Annotated in this window: 18 protein-coding genes; 11 read left to right on the top strand and 7 right to left on the bottom strand. The window is 67.2% G+C overall.

Annotation, left to right across the window (positions count from 1 at the left end; translation table 11 throughout):
- Positions 1–110 precede the first annotated feature (110 nt).
- The 6 genes from ACM1PE_RS17560 (at position 111) to ACM1PE_RS17535 (ending at position 6,062) form a co-directional block, all read left to right on the top strand.
- Positions 111–1,085 carry a Bug family tripartite tricarboxylate transporter substrate binding protein gene (locus ACM1PE_RS17560; protein ID WP_419340607.1) on the top strand — a complete coding sequence of 325 codons (975 nt, stop codon included), beginning with the start codon at positions 111–113 and terminating at the stop codon, positions 1,083–1,085.
- Positions 1,086–1,092: 7 nt separating this feature from the next.
- Positions 1,093–2,127: a 4-hydroxythreonine-4-phosphate dehydrogenase PdxA gene (locus ACM1PE_RS17555; protein ID WP_419340606.1), complete on the top strand. Its 1,035-nt coding sequence runs from the start codon at positions 1,093–1,095 to the stop codon at positions 2,125–2,127.
- A 45-nt stretch (positions 2,128–2,172) separates the two neighbouring features.
- On the top strand, positions 2,173–3,345 hold the full coding sequence (locus ACM1PE_RS17550; RefSeq protein WP_419340605.1) for an L-rhamnonate dehydratase: 1,173 nt from the start codon (positions 2,173–2,175) through the stop codon (positions 3,343–3,345).
- 1 nt (position 3,346) lies between these two features.
- Positions 3,347–4,276, top strand: a complete 930-nt coding sequence (locus tag ACM1PE_RS17545) for a dihydrodipicolinate synthase family protein (RefSeq protein ID WP_419340604.1) — start codon at positions 3,347–3,349, stop codon at positions 4,274–4,276.
- Between the two features lie 104 nt (positions 4,277–4,380).
- On the top strand, positions 4,381–5,304 hold the full coding sequence (locus tag ACM1PE_RS17540) for an ABC transporter ATP-binding protein (protein ID WP_059372488.1): 924 nt from the start codon (positions 4,381–4,383) through the stop codon (positions 5,302–5,304).
- Positions 5,301–6,062, top strand: coding sequence for an ABC transporter permease (locus tag ACM1PE_RS17535; RefSeq protein WP_042794334.1), 762 nt, complete (start codon positions 5,301–5,303; stop codon positions 6,060–6,062). Before ACM1PE_RS17540 ends, ACM1PE_RS17535 begins: the two co-directional genes overlap by 4 nt.
- 24 nt (positions 6,063–6,086) lie before the next feature.
- Here the strand turns inward: ACM1PE_RS17535 and ACM1PE_RS17530 are convergent, their stop codons facing one another.
- A complete protein-coding gene (locus ACM1PE_RS17530; RefSeq protein ID WP_419340603.1) occupies positions 6,087–6,785 on the bottom strand; it encodes a glutathione S-transferase family protein in 699 nt (232 codons plus the stop codon).
- Between the two features lie 93 nt (positions 6,786–6,878).
- On the bottom strand, positions 6,879–7,373 hold the full coding sequence (locus tag ACM1PE_RS17525) for a DUF2938 domain-containing protein (protein WP_419340602.1): 495 nt from the start codon (positions 7,371–7,373) through the stop codon (positions 6,879–6,881).
- An 80-nt stretch (positions 7,374–7,453) separates the two neighbouring features.
- On the opposite strand from ACM1PE_RS17525, the gene ACM1PE_RS17520 reads away from it, so the two are divergent.
- Positions 7,454–7,888, top strand: a complete 435-nt coding sequence (locus ACM1PE_RS17520) for a helix-turn-helix domain-containing protein (protein WP_419340601.1) — start codon at positions 7,454–7,456, stop codon at positions 7,886–7,888.
- Positions 7,889–7,924: 36 nt separating this feature from the next.
- Here ACM1PE_RS17520 and ACM1PE_RS17515 read toward each other — a convergent pair whose 3' ends face one another.
- The gene (locus tag ACM1PE_RS17515; protein WP_059372506.1) at positions 7,925–8,338 is read right to left on the bottom strand and encodes a DUF4168 domain-containing protein; all 414 of its coding nucleotides are present in this window, start codon (positions 8,336–8,338) and stop codon (positions 7,925–7,927) included.
- 209 nt (positions 8,339–8,547) lie between these two features.
- The gene (locus tag ACM1PE_RS17510; RefSeq protein ID WP_059372508.1) at positions 8,548–9,360 is read right to left on the bottom strand and encodes a sulfite exporter TauE/SafE family protein; all 813 of its coding nucleotides are present in this window, start codon (positions 9,358–9,360) and stop codon (positions 8,548–8,550) included.
- Positions 9,361–9,534: 174 nt separating this feature from the next.
- Here ACM1PE_RS17510 and ACM1PE_RS17505 point away from each other — a divergent pair, with 174 nt between their 5' ends.
- Both ACM1PE_RS17505 and ACM1PE_RS17500 read left to right on the top strand, forming a co-directional pair.
- The gene (locus ACM1PE_RS17505; RefSeq protein WP_059372510.1) at positions 9,535–10,302 is read left to right on the top strand and encodes an AraC family transcriptional regulator; all 768 of its coding nucleotides are present in this window, start codon (positions 9,535–9,537) and stop codon (positions 10,300–10,302) included.
- Positions 10,303–10,365: 63 nt separating this feature from the next.
- Positions 10,366–11,553 (top strand): FAD-dependent oxidoreductase, encoded by a 1,188-nt coding sequence (locus ACM1PE_RS17500; RefSeq protein WP_419340600.1) that lies wholly within the window; start codon positions 10,366–10,368, stop codon positions 11,551–11,553.
- An 18-nt stretch (positions 11,554–11,571) separates the two neighbouring features.
- Here ACM1PE_RS17500 and trhA read toward each other — a convergent pair whose 3' ends face one another.
- Positions 11,572–12,216: a PAQR family membrane homeostasis protein TrhA gene (trhA, locus tag ACM1PE_RS17495; RefSeq protein ID WP_059372515.1), complete on the bottom strand. Its 645-nt coding sequence runs from the start codon at positions 12,214–12,216 to the stop codon at positions 11,572–11,574.
- Positions 12,217–12,426: 210 nt separating this feature from the next.
- On the opposite strand from trhA, the gene ACM1PE_RS17490 reads away from it, so the two are divergent.
- Together ACM1PE_RS17490 and ACM1PE_RS17485 are read left to right on the top strand one after the other, a co-directional pair.
- Positions 12,427–13,509, top strand: coding sequence for an alpha/beta hydrolase family esterase (locus ACM1PE_RS17490; RefSeq protein WP_419340599.1), 1,083 nt, complete (start codon positions 12,427–12,429; stop codon positions 13,507–13,509).
- A 113-nt stretch (positions 13,510–13,622) separates the two neighbouring features.
- On the top strand, positions 13,623–14,144 hold the full coding sequence (locus tag ACM1PE_RS17485) for a DUF1993 domain-containing protein (protein WP_419340598.1): 522 nt from the start codon (positions 13,623–13,625) through the stop codon (positions 14,142–14,144).
- Here the strand turns inward: ACM1PE_RS17485 and ACM1PE_RS17480 are convergent.
- Both ACM1PE_RS17480 and ACM1PE_RS17475 read right to left on the bottom strand, forming a co-directional pair.
- On the bottom strand, positions 14,141–14,644 hold the full coding sequence (locus ACM1PE_RS17480) for a VOC family protein (RefSeq protein ID WP_059372521.1): 504 nt from the start codon (positions 14,642–14,644) through the stop codon (positions 14,141–14,143). The genes ACM1PE_RS17485 and ACM1PE_RS17480 overlap by 4 nt on opposite strands.
- Before the next feature lie 52 nt (positions 14,645–14,696).
- Entirely contained in the window at positions 14,697–15,053 is a 357-nt protein-coding gene (locus ACM1PE_RS17475) for a DUF1428 domain-containing protein (RefSeq protein ID WP_059372524.1), read from the bottom strand.
- Positions 15,054–15,101 lie beyond the last annotated feature (48 nt).

Raw genomic sequence — 15,101 nt, 5'->3', positions numbered from 1 at the left:
GAACGATTGGTGCAAAAGTTTCATTTTACGGAAACAGCACTTCTTTCTAAGATGGACCCACAAAAGATTGCCCCCGCAAGGGCAAAAAAACATCAACCAAGGAGACAACCATGAAGACTCGGCTATTGGCCGCGATGGCGGCTGGCGCCCTGTGCCTGTCGGCCCTGGCGCCCGTCCAGGCGCAGACCGCAGACTGGCCCAACAAGCCCCTGCGCCTGCTGGTGGGATCCGCGCCGGGCGGCGGCACCGACGCCATGGCGCGCGCCGTGGCGGACAAGCTGGGGCCCTTGCTCAAGCAGACCGTGGTGGTCGAGAACAAGCCGGGCGCGTCGAACACGCTGGCGGCCGACCTGGCGGCCAAGTCCACGGACGGCCACACCATGGTGATGGGGGTGTCGACCGCCCATGCCATCGCGCCGCACCTGCTGAAGCTGGGCTATGACAACGACCGCGACCTGACGCCGGTGGTGTTCGTGGGCGCCGTGCCCAACATCCTGGTGGTCAACAACGACGTGCCGGCCAAGTCGGTGCAGGAATTGATCGCCTTGCTCAAGACCAAGCCCGGCACCTACAACTTCGCCAGCAGCGGTTCCGGCAGCACCCAGCACATCGCCGCCGAGCTGTTCAAGGACGCCACCGGCGTGCAGATGATCCACATCCCGTACCGCGGCAGCGGCCCGGCGCTGGTGGACCTGATGGGCGGGCAGGTGCAGATCGCGTTCGAGACCGCGTCTTCCGTGATCCCCCATATCAAGAGCGGCAAGGTGCGCGCGTTGGCCGTGCTGAGCGCCAAGCGCAACGCCCAGCTGCCCGACGTGCCGACCATGGCCGAGGCCGGCGTGCCGGGCGTGGAAATGAGCGCCTGGTACGGCATCTACATGCCCAGCGCCACGCCCGCCGCCAATCAGAAGCGCATCCATGACGCCGTCAACGGCATCCTGGCCCTGCCCGACACGCAGACCCGCCTGCAGGCGATCGGCGCCGATATCAACCCGATGAGCCAGGAGCAGTTCGCGCAGTTCCACAAGAGCGAGAACCAGCGCTACGCCGGCGTCATCAAGAAGAACAACATTTCCGTGGAATGACCCAGACATGAGCACGCAGCAGAAACCCGTCATTGCCCTGACCCTGGGCGACCCCGCCGGCATCGGCGCCGAACTGATCGCCCGCCTGCTGGCCAGGCCCGAAGCCACGCAGCAGGCGAACATCGTGCTGGTGGGCGACGAGTGGCTGTGGCGCGAAGGCCGGCGGGTGGCGGGTGTGCAGGTCGCCACCCAGCCCGTGGACAGCATCGAGGCGGTGCGCGGCCGGCCGGACACCGGCGCGCCCGCCTGGCTGGGGGTGGACACCATCAAACCCGGCCAGGTGCATGTGGGTCAGGCCGAGGCCGCGGGCGGCGCGTCGGTGCTGCGGGTGCTCAACGCCTGCATGGACGCGGCGCGCGACGGCCACGTCGACGCCATCTGTTTCGCGCCCTTGAACAAGTACGCCATGAAGCTGGGCGGCCTGGGGCATGACGACGAGTTGCACCATTTTGCGCAGTACCTGGGCGTGACCGGCTACTTCTGCGAGTTCAACACCCTGGGCGACCTGTGGACCTCGCGCGTGTCCTCGCATATCCCGCTGAAGGACGCGGCGGCGGCGCTCAGCATCGACGGCATCAAGGACGCCACCCGACTGATCTACCGTTCGCTGCAGGCCAACGGCATTGCCGAGCCGCGCGTGGCGGTGGCGGCCTTCAATCCGCATGGCGGCGACGGCGGCACCTGCGGCCGCGAAGAGGTGGACATCATCGCGCCGGCCGTGCGGCAACTGAATGAAGAGGGGCTGCCGGTGCAGGGGCCGTTCCCCGCCGACACCATCTTCCTGAAGGCCCAGGCCGGCGAGTTCCAGGCCATCGTCACCATGTACCACGACCAGGGCCAGATCGCGATCAAGCTGCTGGGCTTCTCGCGCGGCGTGACGGTGCAGGGCGGCCTGCCCATCCCCATCACCACGCCGGCCCACGGCACGGCGTACGACATCGCAGGCCTCGGCCGCGCCAACCTGGACGCCACCTGGCAGGCCTTTCTCATCGCCTGCCGCATGGGCCTGTCGCACCGCGCCGCGCGGACGCAGGCCGGCTGATCCGCCGCTTTCATTCCATACCCTTATTCCAAGCAGGAACTCCTCATGAAGATCAAATCCGTCCGCGCCCGCGTCTACGAGTGGACCGGCAAGACCGTGCCGCCGCAGGGCAATTTCTGCTCCAACGCCATGGACCTGCTGTATTCCAAGCAGGAAACCATGAGCACCTTCCGCTTCCATGGCTGGACCGTGGTCGAGGTGGAGACGGACGACGGCATCGTGGGCCTGGGCAACGTGGCGCTGGCGCCGCGCGTGGCCAAGGCCATCATCGACCAGTACCTGGCCCCGCTGGTGATCGGGCAGGATCCCTGGGACTACGAATACCTGTGGCAGCGCATGTATCGGTCCACCCATGCCTGGGGCCGCAAGGGCGTGACCATGGCGGCGATCTCGGCGGTGGACCTGGCCATCTGGGACATCCTGGGCAAGTCGGTGAACAAGCCGGTCTTCAAGCTGCTGGGCGGCCGCACCAAGGAAAAGATCCCGGTCTATTACTCCAAGCTCTATCGCACCGACCTGAAGGCCATGCAGGAAGAGGCCCAGACCTATCTGGACCAGGGCTTCACCGCTTTCAAGATGCGCTTCGGCTATGGCCCGGCGCACCTGCAGAAAGGCGTGTCGGAGAACCTGAAGTCGGTGGAGGCGGTGCGCGAGGTGATCGGCTACGACACCGACCTGATGCTGGAGTGCTACATGGGCTGGAATCTGGAGTACGCCAAGCGCATCCTGCCCAAGCTGGAGAAGTTCGAGCCGCGCTGGCTGGAGGAACCCGTCATCGCCGACGACATCGACGGCTATGTGGAACTGAACCAGCTCACCTCGATCCCGATCTCCGGCGGCGAACACGAATTCTCGCTCTACGGCTTCAAGCAGCTGCTGGACCGCAAGGCGGTGTCGGTGGTGCAGTACGACACCAACCGCGTCGGCGGCATCACGGCGGCGCACAAGATCAACGCGCTGTGCGAGGCCTACAGCGTGCCGGTGGTGCCGCATGCCGGCCAGATGCACAACTACCACCTGACCATGAGCACGCTGGCCTCGCCCATGAGCGAGTACTTCCCCATGTTCGACGTGGAGGTCGGCAACGAACTGTTCTATTACATCTTCGATGGCGAGCCGGTGGCCAAGGAAGGCTTCATCGACCTGGACGACGACAAGCCGGGGCTGGGCCTGACGCTGAAGACCGAATACCTCAAAGACTTCAACATCATCGAATAACATGGCTACCTACCAGAACCCGCGCTATCGCGGCATCTTCCCGGTCGTGCCCACCACCTTCACCGAATCCGGCGAGCTGGACCTTCCCAGCCAGAAGCGGGCCGTGGATTTCATGATCGACTCGGGCGTCGACGGGCTTTGCATCCTGGCCAATTTTTCCGAGCAGTTCGTGCTGTCTGACGACGAGCGCGAAGTCCTGACGCGGACCATCCTGGAGCACGTCGCCGGCCGCGTGCCGGTGATCGTGACCACCACGCACTTCAGCACCCAGGTCTGCGCCGCGCGCAGCCGTCGCGCGCAGGAGCAGGGCGCCGCGATGCTGATGATCGTGCCGCCTTACCATGGCGCGACGATCCGCGTGTCCGAGGAACAGGTGACGGGATTCTTCCAGCGCGTGTCGGACGCGGTGGACATCCCCATGATGATCCAGGACGCGCCGGTCGCCGGCACGCCGTTGTCGGCCGCGGCGCTGGCGCGGATGGCGCGCGAGATCGAGCACGTCGCCTACTTCAAGATCGAGACCGCGGGCGCGGCCTCCAAGCTGCGCGACCTGATCGCGCTGGGCGGGGACACCGTGGAAGGACCCTGGGACGGCGAGGAAGCCATCACGCTGCTGCCCGACCTGGATGCCGGCGCCACCGGCTCCATGACCGGCGGCGGTTTCGCCGATGGCCTGCGGCCCATCATCGAGGCCCACCGCGCGGGCAAGCGCGACGAGGCCTACCGCCTGTACGAGCGCTGGCTGCCCCTGATCAATTACGAGAACCGGCAGGGCGGCATCCTCACGGCCAAGGCCTTGATGAAGGCCGGCGGCGTGATCGCCTGCGATGCGCCGCGGCACCCGTGGCCGGCCATGCGCGCGGAGGTCCGGCAGGGCCTGCTGGAGACCGCGAGCCGCCTGGATCCGCTGGTCCTGCGCTGGGGGCGTTGAGCAGGGATTGATCAGCCCGCCAAACACACTGTTCCGTCACGGCGAACAAGCCTGTCGCGCGTGACGGTTAAAATCCCTGGCTATCTATCCAGTCGGGGGCGCGTGTGCAGCCGGTCATTTCAGTTCAGGATCTATCCAAACGGTACGCATCCGGATTCCAGGCGCTCAAGAGCGTGAACCTGGACATCCGGCGCGGCGAGATCTTCGCCCTGCTCGGGCCCAACGGCGCGGGCAAGACCACGCTGATCAGCATCATCTGCGGCATCGTCAATCCCACCGCCGGCCGCGTGCTGGCCGATGGCCACGACATCGTCACGGAGTTCCGCGCGGCCCGCGCCAAGATCGGCCTGGTGCCGCAGGAAATTTCCACCGACGCGTTCGAAAGCGTCTGGAACACCGTCAACTTCAGCCGCGGCCTGTTCGGCAAGCCGACCGACCACGCCTACGTCGAGAAGGTGCTGCGCGACCTGTCCCTGTGGGACAAGAAGGACAGCCGCATCATGGCGCTGTCGGGCGGCATGAAGCGGCGCGTCATGATCGCCAAGGCGTTGTCGCACGAACCCGCGATCCTGTTCCTGGACGAGCCCACCGCCGGCGTGGACGTGGAGCTGCGGCGCGGCATGTGGGAAATGGTGCGGCGGCTGCGCGAAAGCGGCGTCACCATCATCCTCACCACGCACTACATCGAGGAAGCCCAGGAAATGGCCGACCGCATCGGCGTTATCCGCAAGGGCGAGATCATCCTGGTCGAAGAGAAGCACGCGCTGATGGCCAAGCTGGGCAAGCGCCAGCTGGCGCTGACCCTGAAGGCGCCGCTGCCGGGCATCCCGACGGCGCTGGACGCCTTCCAGCTGGACCTGTCCGACAACGGGCACAAGCTGGTCTACACCTACGACAACCAGGGCGGCGGGGAAATCTCCCGGCTGCTGCATGAACTGTCGCGCCTGGAGATCGAATTCACCGACCTGAATTCGTCGGAAAGCTCTCTCGAGGATATCTTTGTCAGCCTGGTGCACGGTCAATCATGAACTTCTACGCCATCCGCGCTATCTACCTGTTTGAAATGGCCCGCGCGTGGCGCACGCTGATGCAGAGCGTGCTGTCGCCCGTGATCTCCACCTCGCTGTATTTCGTGGTGTTCGGTTCAGCCATCGGTTCGCACATGGTCGAGATCGACGGCGTGAGCTACGGCGCCTTCATCGTGCCTGGCATGATCATGCTGTCGCTGCTGACGCAAAGCATCGCCAACGCGTCCTTCGGCATCTACATGCCGCGCTTCTCGGGCACCATCTACGAAATCCACTCGGCGCCCATCTCCTATGTGGAGATCGTCATGGGCTATGTGGGCGCCGCAGCCAGCAAGTCCATCATCCTGGGGCTCATCATGTTGGCCACGGCGCGGCTGTTCGTGTCGTTCGAGGTCGCGCATCCGTTCTGGATGCTGGGCTTCCTGGTGCTGACGGCCGTGACCTTCAGCCTGTTCGGCTTCATCATCGGCATCTGGGCCGACGGCTTCGAAAAGCTGCAGATCATCCCGCTGATGATCATCACGCCGCTGACCTTCCTGGGCGGCACTTTCTATTCCATCAAGATGCTGCCGCCGTTCTGGCAGACCGCCACGCTGTTCAACCCGGTGGTGTATCTGGTCAGCGGCTTTCGCTGGGCCTTCTATGGCGTGGCGGACGTCAGCGTCGGCGTCAGCGTGGGCATGACGCTGGTGTTCCTGCTGGCCTGCCTGATTGGGGTGCGCTGGATCTTCAAGACCGGTTACCGGCTGAAGACCTAGCGCAGACAGACCGGGCGCGGCGGCTCAGGCTTGCGCCGCCGGCGCGCGGCGGGCCAGGCCGTCATGCGCGTCGAGCAGGCGCTCGCGCCAGGCGTGGACCGGATCGTCCTGGGCCAGCAGTTCCAGTGTGCTGGTGCAGCGCGCCCACATGAACATGCCAAACACCGCATAGTCGGCATAGGCCGGCTGCGCGCCCGCCAGAAAGGGCTGCTTGCCCAGCATCTGCCGCAAGGGCAGCAGCGCCGCGCGCAGCGCGGCGATCTGGTCTTCATAGCCCGCCGGCAGGTCTTCCAGCCGGCCGAAGCGCTTCTCCCGCGTGGCGCGGAAATAGTCCCGGTCCTTTTCGTGGATCAGGCCGTGGATGCTGGGCAGCAGCAACCGCGCCAGCGTCGGCACCAGGGTCGTGTCCGACCATGAATTCACGAACAGGCTCAGCGCGCGGCCGCTGGCGCCGCCGAACAACGAGGGCCGCTCGGGGAAGGTGTCTTCCAGGTAGCAGGCGATCTGCCAGGAATCGCTGATGACATGTTCGCCATGCACCAGCACCGGCACCAGTTTCTGGCCGGAAAAGTCTATGGCTTCCTTTTCCGTGAAGCGCCACGGCACGGTCGTCGCGGTCAGGCCCTTGTGGGCCAGGGCCATGCGGGTCTTCCAGCAATGCGGGCTGAAGCGCAGCGACGCATCGGCGCCGGCCAGGTCATAGAGAGTGAGATCCGGGGTCAAGATACTGCGCTCCTTCTACGTGTCGGTGAGGGAAACCGGAACAGGATAACCGGTTGCGCAGGACAGACGGCGGGCGGGCGCCTTGCGCCGCGGTCAGTTCCACACCTGCCTGAGCATTGCCGCCGACAGATACAGGCCGCAGCCGAACACCGCATGAGTCGCCAGGCTGCGCAGGCGGTTCTTCCAGGGCGTGGGCGTGCGGGACGCGGCGATCCCCGCGCCCATGGCGGGCTGCATGACGAAAAACGGCATCACGACGGTCGCGACGCCCACGGCCAGGGCGGGCAGCCATGTGGGATCGCGCAGCCATGCCGCGCCCTGGATGCCGACCAGCAGCGCGGCGAAGACGAGACCCACGGCGTAGTGGATCGTCCATCCCAGCGCCGATTCGCCCGCGACGGGCTCGGCCCGGCCGATATTGGCGTGGGCAAGCGTGCCCCGGCACAGGTGGCCGGCCCACCGGCCGACCAGCGCATAGCCCAGTGTGGGCATGCCCAAGGCCTTCTGGAGCATGCCCCACACGTCCATCACGATCGTCGCGCCGATACCGATCAAAACCACTTTTGCCGCCACTTCCATCGATTCCATGTCTTGTTCCTTGCATTGCTGACCGCATTGTTTGCAGGCATGATAGAAGTTGAAGTCAACTTCAAGTCAAGGAGGGCGCCATGGATATTTCGGAAGTCGCCCGGCGCACGGGCCTGCCGGCCTCCACGCTGCGCTTCTATGAAAACAAGGGCTTGATCAAGGCGGTCAGCGCCGCCGGCGAACGCCGGCGTTTCGCGCCTGGCGTGCTGGATCAATTGGCGCTGATCGCGCTGGGGCAGGCCGGTGGCCTGTCGCTGGACGAGATCCAGGCCATGCTCTCGCCCGAGGGCGCGTTGCGGGTGGACAGGCAGTTGTTGCTGGACAAGGCCGACAGCATCGATGCGACCATCAAGCGCCTGCGGGCGATGAGCCAGGGCCTGCGCCATGCCGCGGTATGTCCCGCCGCCAACCATGCGCAATGCCCGACTTTCCAGCGGCTGTTGAAGGCCGCCGCGGGACGGGTGAAGCAGAACAGGGCGGCGGCCGGCAAGCAAAAAAACGCCATCCACCCGTAATGGGCGGATGGCGCCAGGGCTGGCTCTCGGAGAGCCTTACTTCGCGGCGGGGGCGCCCTTGCTCATGCTCATCAGGCGTTGCTTGAGCTGGGGGTCCTGCTGTATGGCCTGGCCTATGCCGTTGAATTCGTCGACGCTCAGACCGTCGGCCTGCACCAGTTTCACCATCTTGGCGTCGGCTTCCTCGACGACCTTCTGCTTGGCGGCATCCGTCTTGGCGGCGTCGACCTTGGGGCGGTACTCGTCGACGACGCCGGAAATCTTCTGCGATGCCGAAGCGAAACGCTGCAATTGCTGGTCGGTCGGCTGGATCGCGGGCGGGGGCGCCATGCGCGGTTGAGCCTGGGCCTGGCCTTGCGCCTGGCTGGCTTGCTGCGCAAGGGCGGGAGCACCGGACAGCGCCGTCGCCAGCAGGGCGGCGGACAGGAATGCATAAGTGGAACGCTGCATGAAACCTCCTTGTTCCGGTTGAATGTCGGGCCATGATGACGACCCGGACGGTGCGGGGGCAAGTTTCGCGATGTGTTTTCCTGTTTCGGCAGGCCACGGGATGCGCGCGCGCGCCGGGAGGGAGCCCCCCGGGGCGCGGCCGAAACGTTTTGCGCGGTTTCGTAGTCGCTGCTGGCCGCGATGTTTCCTTAAATTTATGCGGGACGGGTCTATACGATCAGCATGCTCAGCAGCACCAGCGCCAGCAGCAGCACGTAGACGCGGGCGTGCAGGCGGTCCGGGATGCGCGGGATCAGCGGCGCGGCCAGCCGGATGCCGGCCAGCGACCCCAGCGCCAGCGCGGCGAAGGCCAGCAGGTCCACATAGCCCACGATCCAGGGCGCCAGCGGGTCGGCCAGGCCGCCGGCCGCAGCCATGTAGGCCAGCGTTCCCACCACCGCCACCGGCAGCGTCAGCGGATTGGCCATGGCCGCCGCCTTGGCCATGGGCAGGCCGCGGCGGCGCAGCAGCGGCACCGTCATGACGCTGCCGCCCACGCCCAGGAAGGCCGCCACCGCGCCGATGATCACGCCGCCGCCGACCAGGACGCCGCGGTCCAGAGGCCGGGGATGCGCGTCCTCCTGGGCCATGAAACCCTGGCGCAGCAGGCAATCCAGGATGGTCACGCCCAGATAGGCGATGAAGGCGTAGCGCACGAAGTCGCCGCTGGCGCGCGTGGCGGCGAGCGCGCCCAGCGCCGCGCCTGCGGCGATGAAGCCGGCCAGCGGCCAGACATAGGCCCGCAGGATGTTGCCGGCGCGCTGGTGCTTGCGCGTGGCCGCCACCGAATTCACGATCATGACGCAGGTGGACGTGGCCACCGCGATGTGCATGGCCGCCAGGCCGATGGCGTCGTGCGCGCCGTGCGCCGCCGTCAACACCGCATACAGCACGGGCACCACCACAAAGCCTCCGCCAAAGCCGAACAGCACGGTCGTCACGCCGCTCAAGCAGCCGAATAGGGCCAGAACCAGATAAAGCATTGCTGCGTCCTTCCAGGGGGAAAACGCCACGATACGGCGGCCGAAGGTGGCCCGCTTTCGAGGATGAGACAATAATGTTCGAGTTTCGGCCAATCGACTTGCCGCCGGGCAGGCGGCATCAACAGGCCATGAGTCCCAGGCCATGCGCCCCAGACAGGCTACGCGTCCCAGACTATGCGCAATACCCACATCGACCGCTACGATCATCTGGACCGCGCCGTCGTCGCCATCGGCAACGACTATCCGCCTGGCCGGCTGCTGCCGGCCCACGCGCATCGCCGCGCGCAACTGTTGTATGGCGCAACCGGCGTCATGCACGTGGTCACGCGCGATGGCAACTGGGTGGTGCCGCCGCAGCGCGCGGTATGGATCCCGGCCGGCGTGACGCATCAGGTCCGAATGCTGGACGTCAGCACGCGCAGCGCCTACATCGAGCCGGGAGCGGCGCGCGCGGACCGCGAGGCCTGTGAAGTGATCGAGGTGTCGCCGCTGCTGAGGCAGCTATTGCTGGACGCGGTCGACATGCCTCCGGCCTACGATCTGGCGGGGCGTGACGGCGCGCTGGCGGCCCTGCTGCTGCATGAGGTCGAGCGCGCGCCGGTGCTGCCGCTGCATATCCCGCTGCCACGCGACAGGCGCCTGGCGCCCTTGTGCAAGGCCTTCATCGCGGCGCCTGACGCGCGCGCCGCGCCGCAGGCCTGGGCCGAACGCCTGCACATGAGCCCGCGCACCTTCAGCCGCCATTTCCGACAGCAGACGGGCATGGCGTTTTCGGAATGGCGGCAGCGCGCCTGCGTGGTGCTGGCCTTGGCCCGGTTGGCCTCGGGCGAGTCGGTGACCGCCATTGCGCTGGATTTCGGCTATCAGAGCCCGGCGGCCTTCTCCACGATGTTCCGGCGGGTGCTGGGCCGCCCGCCCACCGAGTATCTGCGCGAGAGCTGAAGGCAGTTGGTACTATGCCGGCTCCCGTGGCGGCCCCTTCGGGCCGCCGGGCCACGCCATTCCATGACCACTACGCATACGCCGTTATCCATCGGCATCGCCGGCGCGGGCAGCGCCGGACTGGCCGCCGCGCTGGCGCTGGCGCAAGCCGGCCATCAGGTGCGCGTCTTTGAAAAACACCAGGGGTTCACCACGCTGGGTGCCGGGCTGCTGCTGCAGCCGCCCGGGGTGCGCGCGCTCAAATCCCTGGGCGTCGACGTCGCGGCGCTGAACGTAGGCGCGCCGATCGACCGCCTGCTGGGCCTGTCGCATCGCGGCTGGCGAGTCGTGGACATCGATTACGTGGGTGACGGCGCGCGGGCCGTGACGCGGGTAGCCTTGGGCGGAGTGCTGTTCGAGGCCGCGCGGCGCGCGGGCGCCGAGTTCTCGTTCGGCTGTCCGGTCGAGACGCTGGCGACCCGCGAGGGCAGGGCCCACGTGACGCACGGCGCGGGGGAAGCCCGCGCCGAGTCCAGTTTCGATGTGTTCGTGGTGGCCGATGGCGCCGCGTCCGCGCTGCGCGAGCAGATCGGCCTGGCGGCGAGTTCGCGCGCCTACGCCTGGGGCGCGTTGTGGGGCCAGTTCTGGACGCCCGGCTGGAGCGGGGCGACGCAGCTGTTGCAGCGCTTTCGCGGCACCCGCGAAATGATGGGCCTGCTGCCCACCGAGATCGGCCCCCAGGGCGTGCGGCTGTCGCTGTTCTGGAGCATCCGGCACGACGCCTTGCCGGCCTGGCGCGCCGCGCCCATCGGCGCCTGGAAGGACCGCATGCTGTCCCTGTGGCCCGAGGCCGCGCCCGTGGTGGATCAGATTTCGCGGCACGAGGACCTGGCGGTGGCCACATACCGGCATACCTGGCCGCGCGGCTTGGCTGCCGGCCCGTATTGCGCGGTGGGCGACGCGGGCCACGCGATGAGTCCTCAGCTGGGATTGGGAACGACGCTGGCGGTGCTGGATGCGATGGCGCTGGCGCGGGCCCTGGGGCAGCATGGCGCCGCAGCGGGACCGGCGCGCTACGCCCGCAGCCGGTTATTGCCTTCGCGCCTGTACCAGAGCCTCAGCCGGGCGCTGACGCCATGTTTCCAGGCTTCGGGGCCGGGGTTGTGGCGCGACCTGCTGTTCGGTGGCGGGCTGCTCGTACCCGGGATGAAGTCGCTGATGAAGCGCGGCCTGCTCGCCATGCCGCAGCCGGGGGAGCCGGGCCGCGGCTGATCCGCCGCGCGGCGGCCCTCAGGCCGCGTACCAGAGCACGGCGAAGAAGTGGCACGCAGTGCCGGCGAGCACGAACAGATGCCAGATGAAATGGCTGTAGCGCCAGCGGTTGTCGAGCACGAAGAACACCACGCCGCCGGTATAGGCCAGCCCGCCCGCCACCAGCCACCACAGGCCGCCCGTGGGCACGCGCTCGATCAGGGGATTGACCGCGATGATCACCAGCCAGCCCATCGCCAGATACAGGCCCGTGGAGATGGCCGGGCGGTTGAGCCGCTTGCTGGCTTTCAGCCCGACGCCCAGCAGGGCCATGCCCCAGACCAGGCCGAACAGGGTCCAGCCCCAGGGGCCGCGCAGGGCGCCCAGGGCGAAAGGCGTGTAGGTGCCCGCGATCAGCAGATAGATGGCGGAATGGTCCAGCACGTTGAAGAGCTGCTTGGCGCGGCTCTTGGGCAGCGCGTGATAGATGGTGGACGCCAGGTACAGCAGGCACATCGTCGCGGCGAAGACCGCGGCGCCCGCGATGAAGGCGGCATCGCCCTGGCGCACGGCGGCCAGGATCAGGATGGGAGCGGAGGCCACGGCGCCTGCGGCGCCGACGCCGTGGCTGATGGCATTGGCGATTTCCTCGCCCAGGGTCTGGGGTCTGTCGTTGGGAAACATGAATGCGTCTAGGTTGGTTCAGGCCTACACCTTAGGCGCTTTGGGGCGGCGGCTCAAGGCGGCGAGCCAGCCAGTCGCGGCCGAGGCGGTCTCCGTTTGATCTACTGCAAATCGACCTGCGTGTCGGCGTCCCGAAAGCGCTGCCTGGAAGTTACTCTGTGATACATTCAGCGCGCAAGCAAACGCAGGTTTACTGGCCGAGGCCCAGCAATGGCGCGCAGTTTCACCAACTTGTTTTTCAAGGCCGCGAAGAAGATCGGCAAGCTGCAGCGCGCGGCCTTGCGCATGGCCACGCCCAAGGCTGCCAAGAAGCGCAGCGCGCCCAAGCGCCGGGCCGCCAAGCCCGCTGCGGCCTCCGCTTCCCGCAGCGCTGCCGCGCCGTCGTTGGGGACCGGCCGCTGGGAAGCCTCCCGGCAATTTTCCGATGCCCAGGGCCGCCGTCTCACTTTCGCGCGCTACACGCCCGCCGCGGCGCCGCGCGCCGGCATGCCGCTGGTGGTGATGCTGCACGGCTGCAGGCAGACGGCGCTGTCGTTCGCCCGCGGTTCGCGCATGAATCAATGGGCCGACGCGGGCGGCTTCATGGTGCTGTATCCGCAGCAATCGATGACCCGTCAGGTGCAGCGCTGCTGGCGCTGGTTCCAGCCCGACGACGCGCACGGCGGGGCGGAAGCCGACCTGATCGCCGCCCTGATCCGCGCGGAGTGCGCCCGGCATGCGCTGGACCCCGAACGCGTCTACATCGCGGGATTGTCAGCCGGGGCCGGCATGGCCGCGCTGGTGGCCTTGCGGCATCCGCGCCTGATTGCCGCCCTGGCGATGCATTCCGGGCCGGTTGCGGGCGATGCCCACAGCGCTGCGGGCGGCATCGGCACCATGCGGCGCGGCGCGCTCAAGCCGCTGCTGCCCTTGCTGGAAAAAGTCGCGGACCCGGCGGTGTTCCGCCTGGGCATGCCCGCCATGATTCTGCAGGGGCAGCTGGATCCGACGGTGGCGCCGCGAAACGCCAGGCAATTGTTCGAACAGTTCCGCGCCGTCAACGATCTGCCGCCCGAAAGCGTGCCGGTCGAGCGCGTGCTGGGACTGGGCACGGAGAAATCCTACCGTCGCGTCGATATGCTGCGCGGCAGCCGCACGCTGCTGCGGCTATGCGAAATCACGCTGGTGGAGCACGCCTGGAGCGGCGGCGACGCCTCGGTGCGCTATCACGCGCGCAACGGACCGGATGCCTCGGCGCTGATCTGGCGCTTCTTCCAGACGCACCGCCGCGCGGCGCGCGGGCAGGAGGAATAAGCCGGGGTCGGTCCGCGCAGCGGGCGGCAGTCCCGTCCCGGCCACGGCAGTAAGATCAGCGTATTCCCGGCGCGTTCCGCGCCAGCCGCCTCGTCCCTGTCCGGAGTCCAGCCATGTCACTTTCCATGTATCAGGCCAGCGTGCCTGCCTTCGTCCGCGGCCTGAACGTGCTGGCCGCGCTGCTGCAAAAGGCTGCCGACCACGCGGCGGCAGCCGGCATGGACCCGGCCGAACTGATCAATGCCCGGCTGGCGCCGGACATGTACCCGTTGAGCGGCCAGATCCAGCGCGCCAGCGACGCGTCCAAGTTCGCGGTGCAGCGCCTGTCGCGGGTGGAAGCGCCCAAGTTTCCGGATGAGGAAACCACGTTCGAACAGTTGCAGCAGCGCATCGCCGCCACCGTCGCGTATCTGCGGGACGTGCCGGCGGACCGGCTGGATGGCGCCGAAGGCCGCAAGGTTTCGCTGGCGTTCGGCGACTTCAAGCAGGAGTTCCGCGGCGACGACTACCTGCTGACGTTCGCGCTGCCGAACTTCTACTTCCACGTCACGACGGCCTACGCCATCCTGCGCCACGCGGGCGTGAAGATCGGCAAGCTCGATTTCCTGGGGCCGTATCCGCAGCCGGCTGCCTAGCCTTGCTTCTTTGACGCGTCGCCGCAGCCTTCCATCGGACCCATCTTCGCCATGTTCTCCTGCACTTCCTGCGGCGTCAGGTCGAACTTGTGCGTGGCGATGGACCAGCGGTGCCCGCAAGGGTCCACCACCTGGCCGTAGCGGTCGCCCCAGAACATGTCCGCCACGGGCATGGTCACCTGGGCGCCGGCCGCCACCGCCTGCTTCATGGCGGCGTCCACGTCGTTCACGTAGAGATGCAGGGTCACGGGCGTGCCTTTGAGCGCCTTCGGGCCCAGGCTGCCCCATTCGGGGAAGTCGTCCATCAGCATCATCACGGAATCGCCGATGCGTATGGCGGCATGCATGATCTTGCCGTTGGGGCCGGGCATCCGGGCCAGCTCCTCGGCGTTGAAGGCTTTCTTGTAGAAGTCGATGGCCTGCGCCGCGCCTTCGCACACAATGTGCGGGGTGAGCGTGTGCATGCCGTCGGGGATGGGTTTGCTTGCAGGGTTTGCCATGAGGTATCTCCAGATTGTTCCGTTTGAACGGGCGGGAACGGATCCCGCCGCCTCAGTCGCCTACCAGAGTGGTGAAGCCGCCCCAGCACATGCGCTTGATATCGAACACGTCGTCGCAGCAGTGTTCCGCCAGGCGCGGGTCCGCCATGACCTTGGCGTTGATCCGGTCGCGATCCGCCTTGCTGGGGTAGGTGATCCAGGCGAACACCACCGTTTCCCCCTCGCGCGCGCCCGCGGCGGCGCTGAACGAGCCGGCGCCTTCCTTGTCGATTTCTTCCGCCACGCATTCGCGGTAATCCAGCGCGCCGTGTTCCAGCCAGACCGTCTGCGCTTGCTGCGCCATCTTCCGGTAGGCTTCGAGGTTGGCCTTGGGTACGGGCAGCAGGAAGCCGTCTACATACTTTTCCATCAGTAACTCCTTGATCCACGTTGTTCTGTTCCGCGCCAGGACGCCCCG

Origin of the sequence: Achromobacter sp. PD1 (assembly GCF_048541815.1) — a bacterium.
Taxonomy (GTDB): domain Bacteria; phylum Pseudomonadota; class Gammaproteobacteria; order Burkholderiales; family Burkholderiaceae_B; genus Achromobacter; species Achromobacter bronchisepticus_A.
The sequence above is the reverse complement of the archived record's forward strand: the minus strand, read 5'-3'. Positions and strand labels throughout refer to the sequence as shown.

Bases quoted from the DNA above. Each gene is read 5' to 3' on its own strand.
- ACM1PE_RS17560 (WP_419340607.1), top strand. From the start codon at position 111: ATGAAGACTCGGCTATTGGCCGCGATGGCGGCTGGCGCCCTGTGCCTG.
- ACM1PE_RS17555 (WP_419340606.1), top strand. From the start codon at position 1,093: ATGAGCACGCAGCAGAAACCCGTCATTGCCCTGACCCTGGGCGACCCC.
- ACM1PE_RS17550 (WP_419340605.1), top strand. From the start codon at position 2,173: ATGAAGATCAAATCCGTCCGCGCCCGCGTCTACGAGTGGACCGGCAAG.
- ACM1PE_RS17545 (WP_419340604.1), top strand. From the start codon at position 3,347: ATGGCTACCTACCAGAACCCGCGCTATCGCGGCATCTTCCCGGTCGTG.
- ACM1PE_RS17535 (WP_042794334.1), top strand. From the start codon at position 5,301: ATGAACTTCTACGCCATCCGCGCTATCTACCTGTTTGAAATGGCCCGC.
- ACM1PE_RS17525 (WP_419340602.1), bottom strand. From the start codon at position 7,373: ATGGAATCGATGGAAGTGGCGGCAAAAGTGGTTTTGATCGGTATCGGC.
- ACM1PE_RS17520 (WP_419340601.1), top strand. From the start codon at position 7,454: ATGGATATTTCGGAAGTCGCCCGGCGCACGGGCCTGCCGGCCTCCACG.
- ACM1PE_RS17515 (WP_059372506.1), bottom strand. From the start codon at position 8,338: ATGCAGCGTTCCACTTATGCATTCCTGTCCGCCGCCCTGCTGGCGACG.
- ACM1PE_RS17510 (WP_059372508.1), bottom strand. From the start codon at position 9,360: ATGCTTTATCTGGTTCTGGCCCTATTCGGCTGCTTGAGCGGCGTGACG.
- ACM1PE_RS17505 (WP_059372510.1), top strand. From the start codon at position 9,535: ATGCGCAATACCCACATCGACCGCTACGATCATCTGGACCGCGCCGTC.
- ACM1PE_RS17500 (WP_419340600.1), top strand. From the start codon at position 10,366: ATGACCACTACGCATACGCCGTTATCCATCGGCATCGCCGGCGCGGGC.
- trhA (WP_059372515.1), bottom strand. From the start codon at position 12,216: ATGTTTCCCAACGACAGACCCCAGACCCTGGGCGAGGAAATCGCCAAT.
- ACM1PE_RS17490 (WP_419340599.1), top strand. From the start codon at position 12,427: ATGGCGCGCAGTTTCACCAACTTGTTTTTCAAGGCCGCGAAGAAGATC.
- ACM1PE_RS17485 (WP_419340598.1), top strand. From the start codon at position 13,623: ATGTCACTTTCCATGTATCAGGCCAGCGTGCCTGCCTTCGTCCGCGGC.
- ACM1PE_RS17480 (WP_059372521.1), bottom strand. From the start codon at position 14,644: ATGGCAAACCCTGCAAGCAAACCCATCCCCGACGGCATGCACACGCTC.
- ACM1PE_RS17475 (WP_059372524.1), bottom strand. From the start codon at position 15,053: ATGGAAAAGTATGTAGACGGCTTCCTGCTGCCCGTACCCAAGGCCAAC.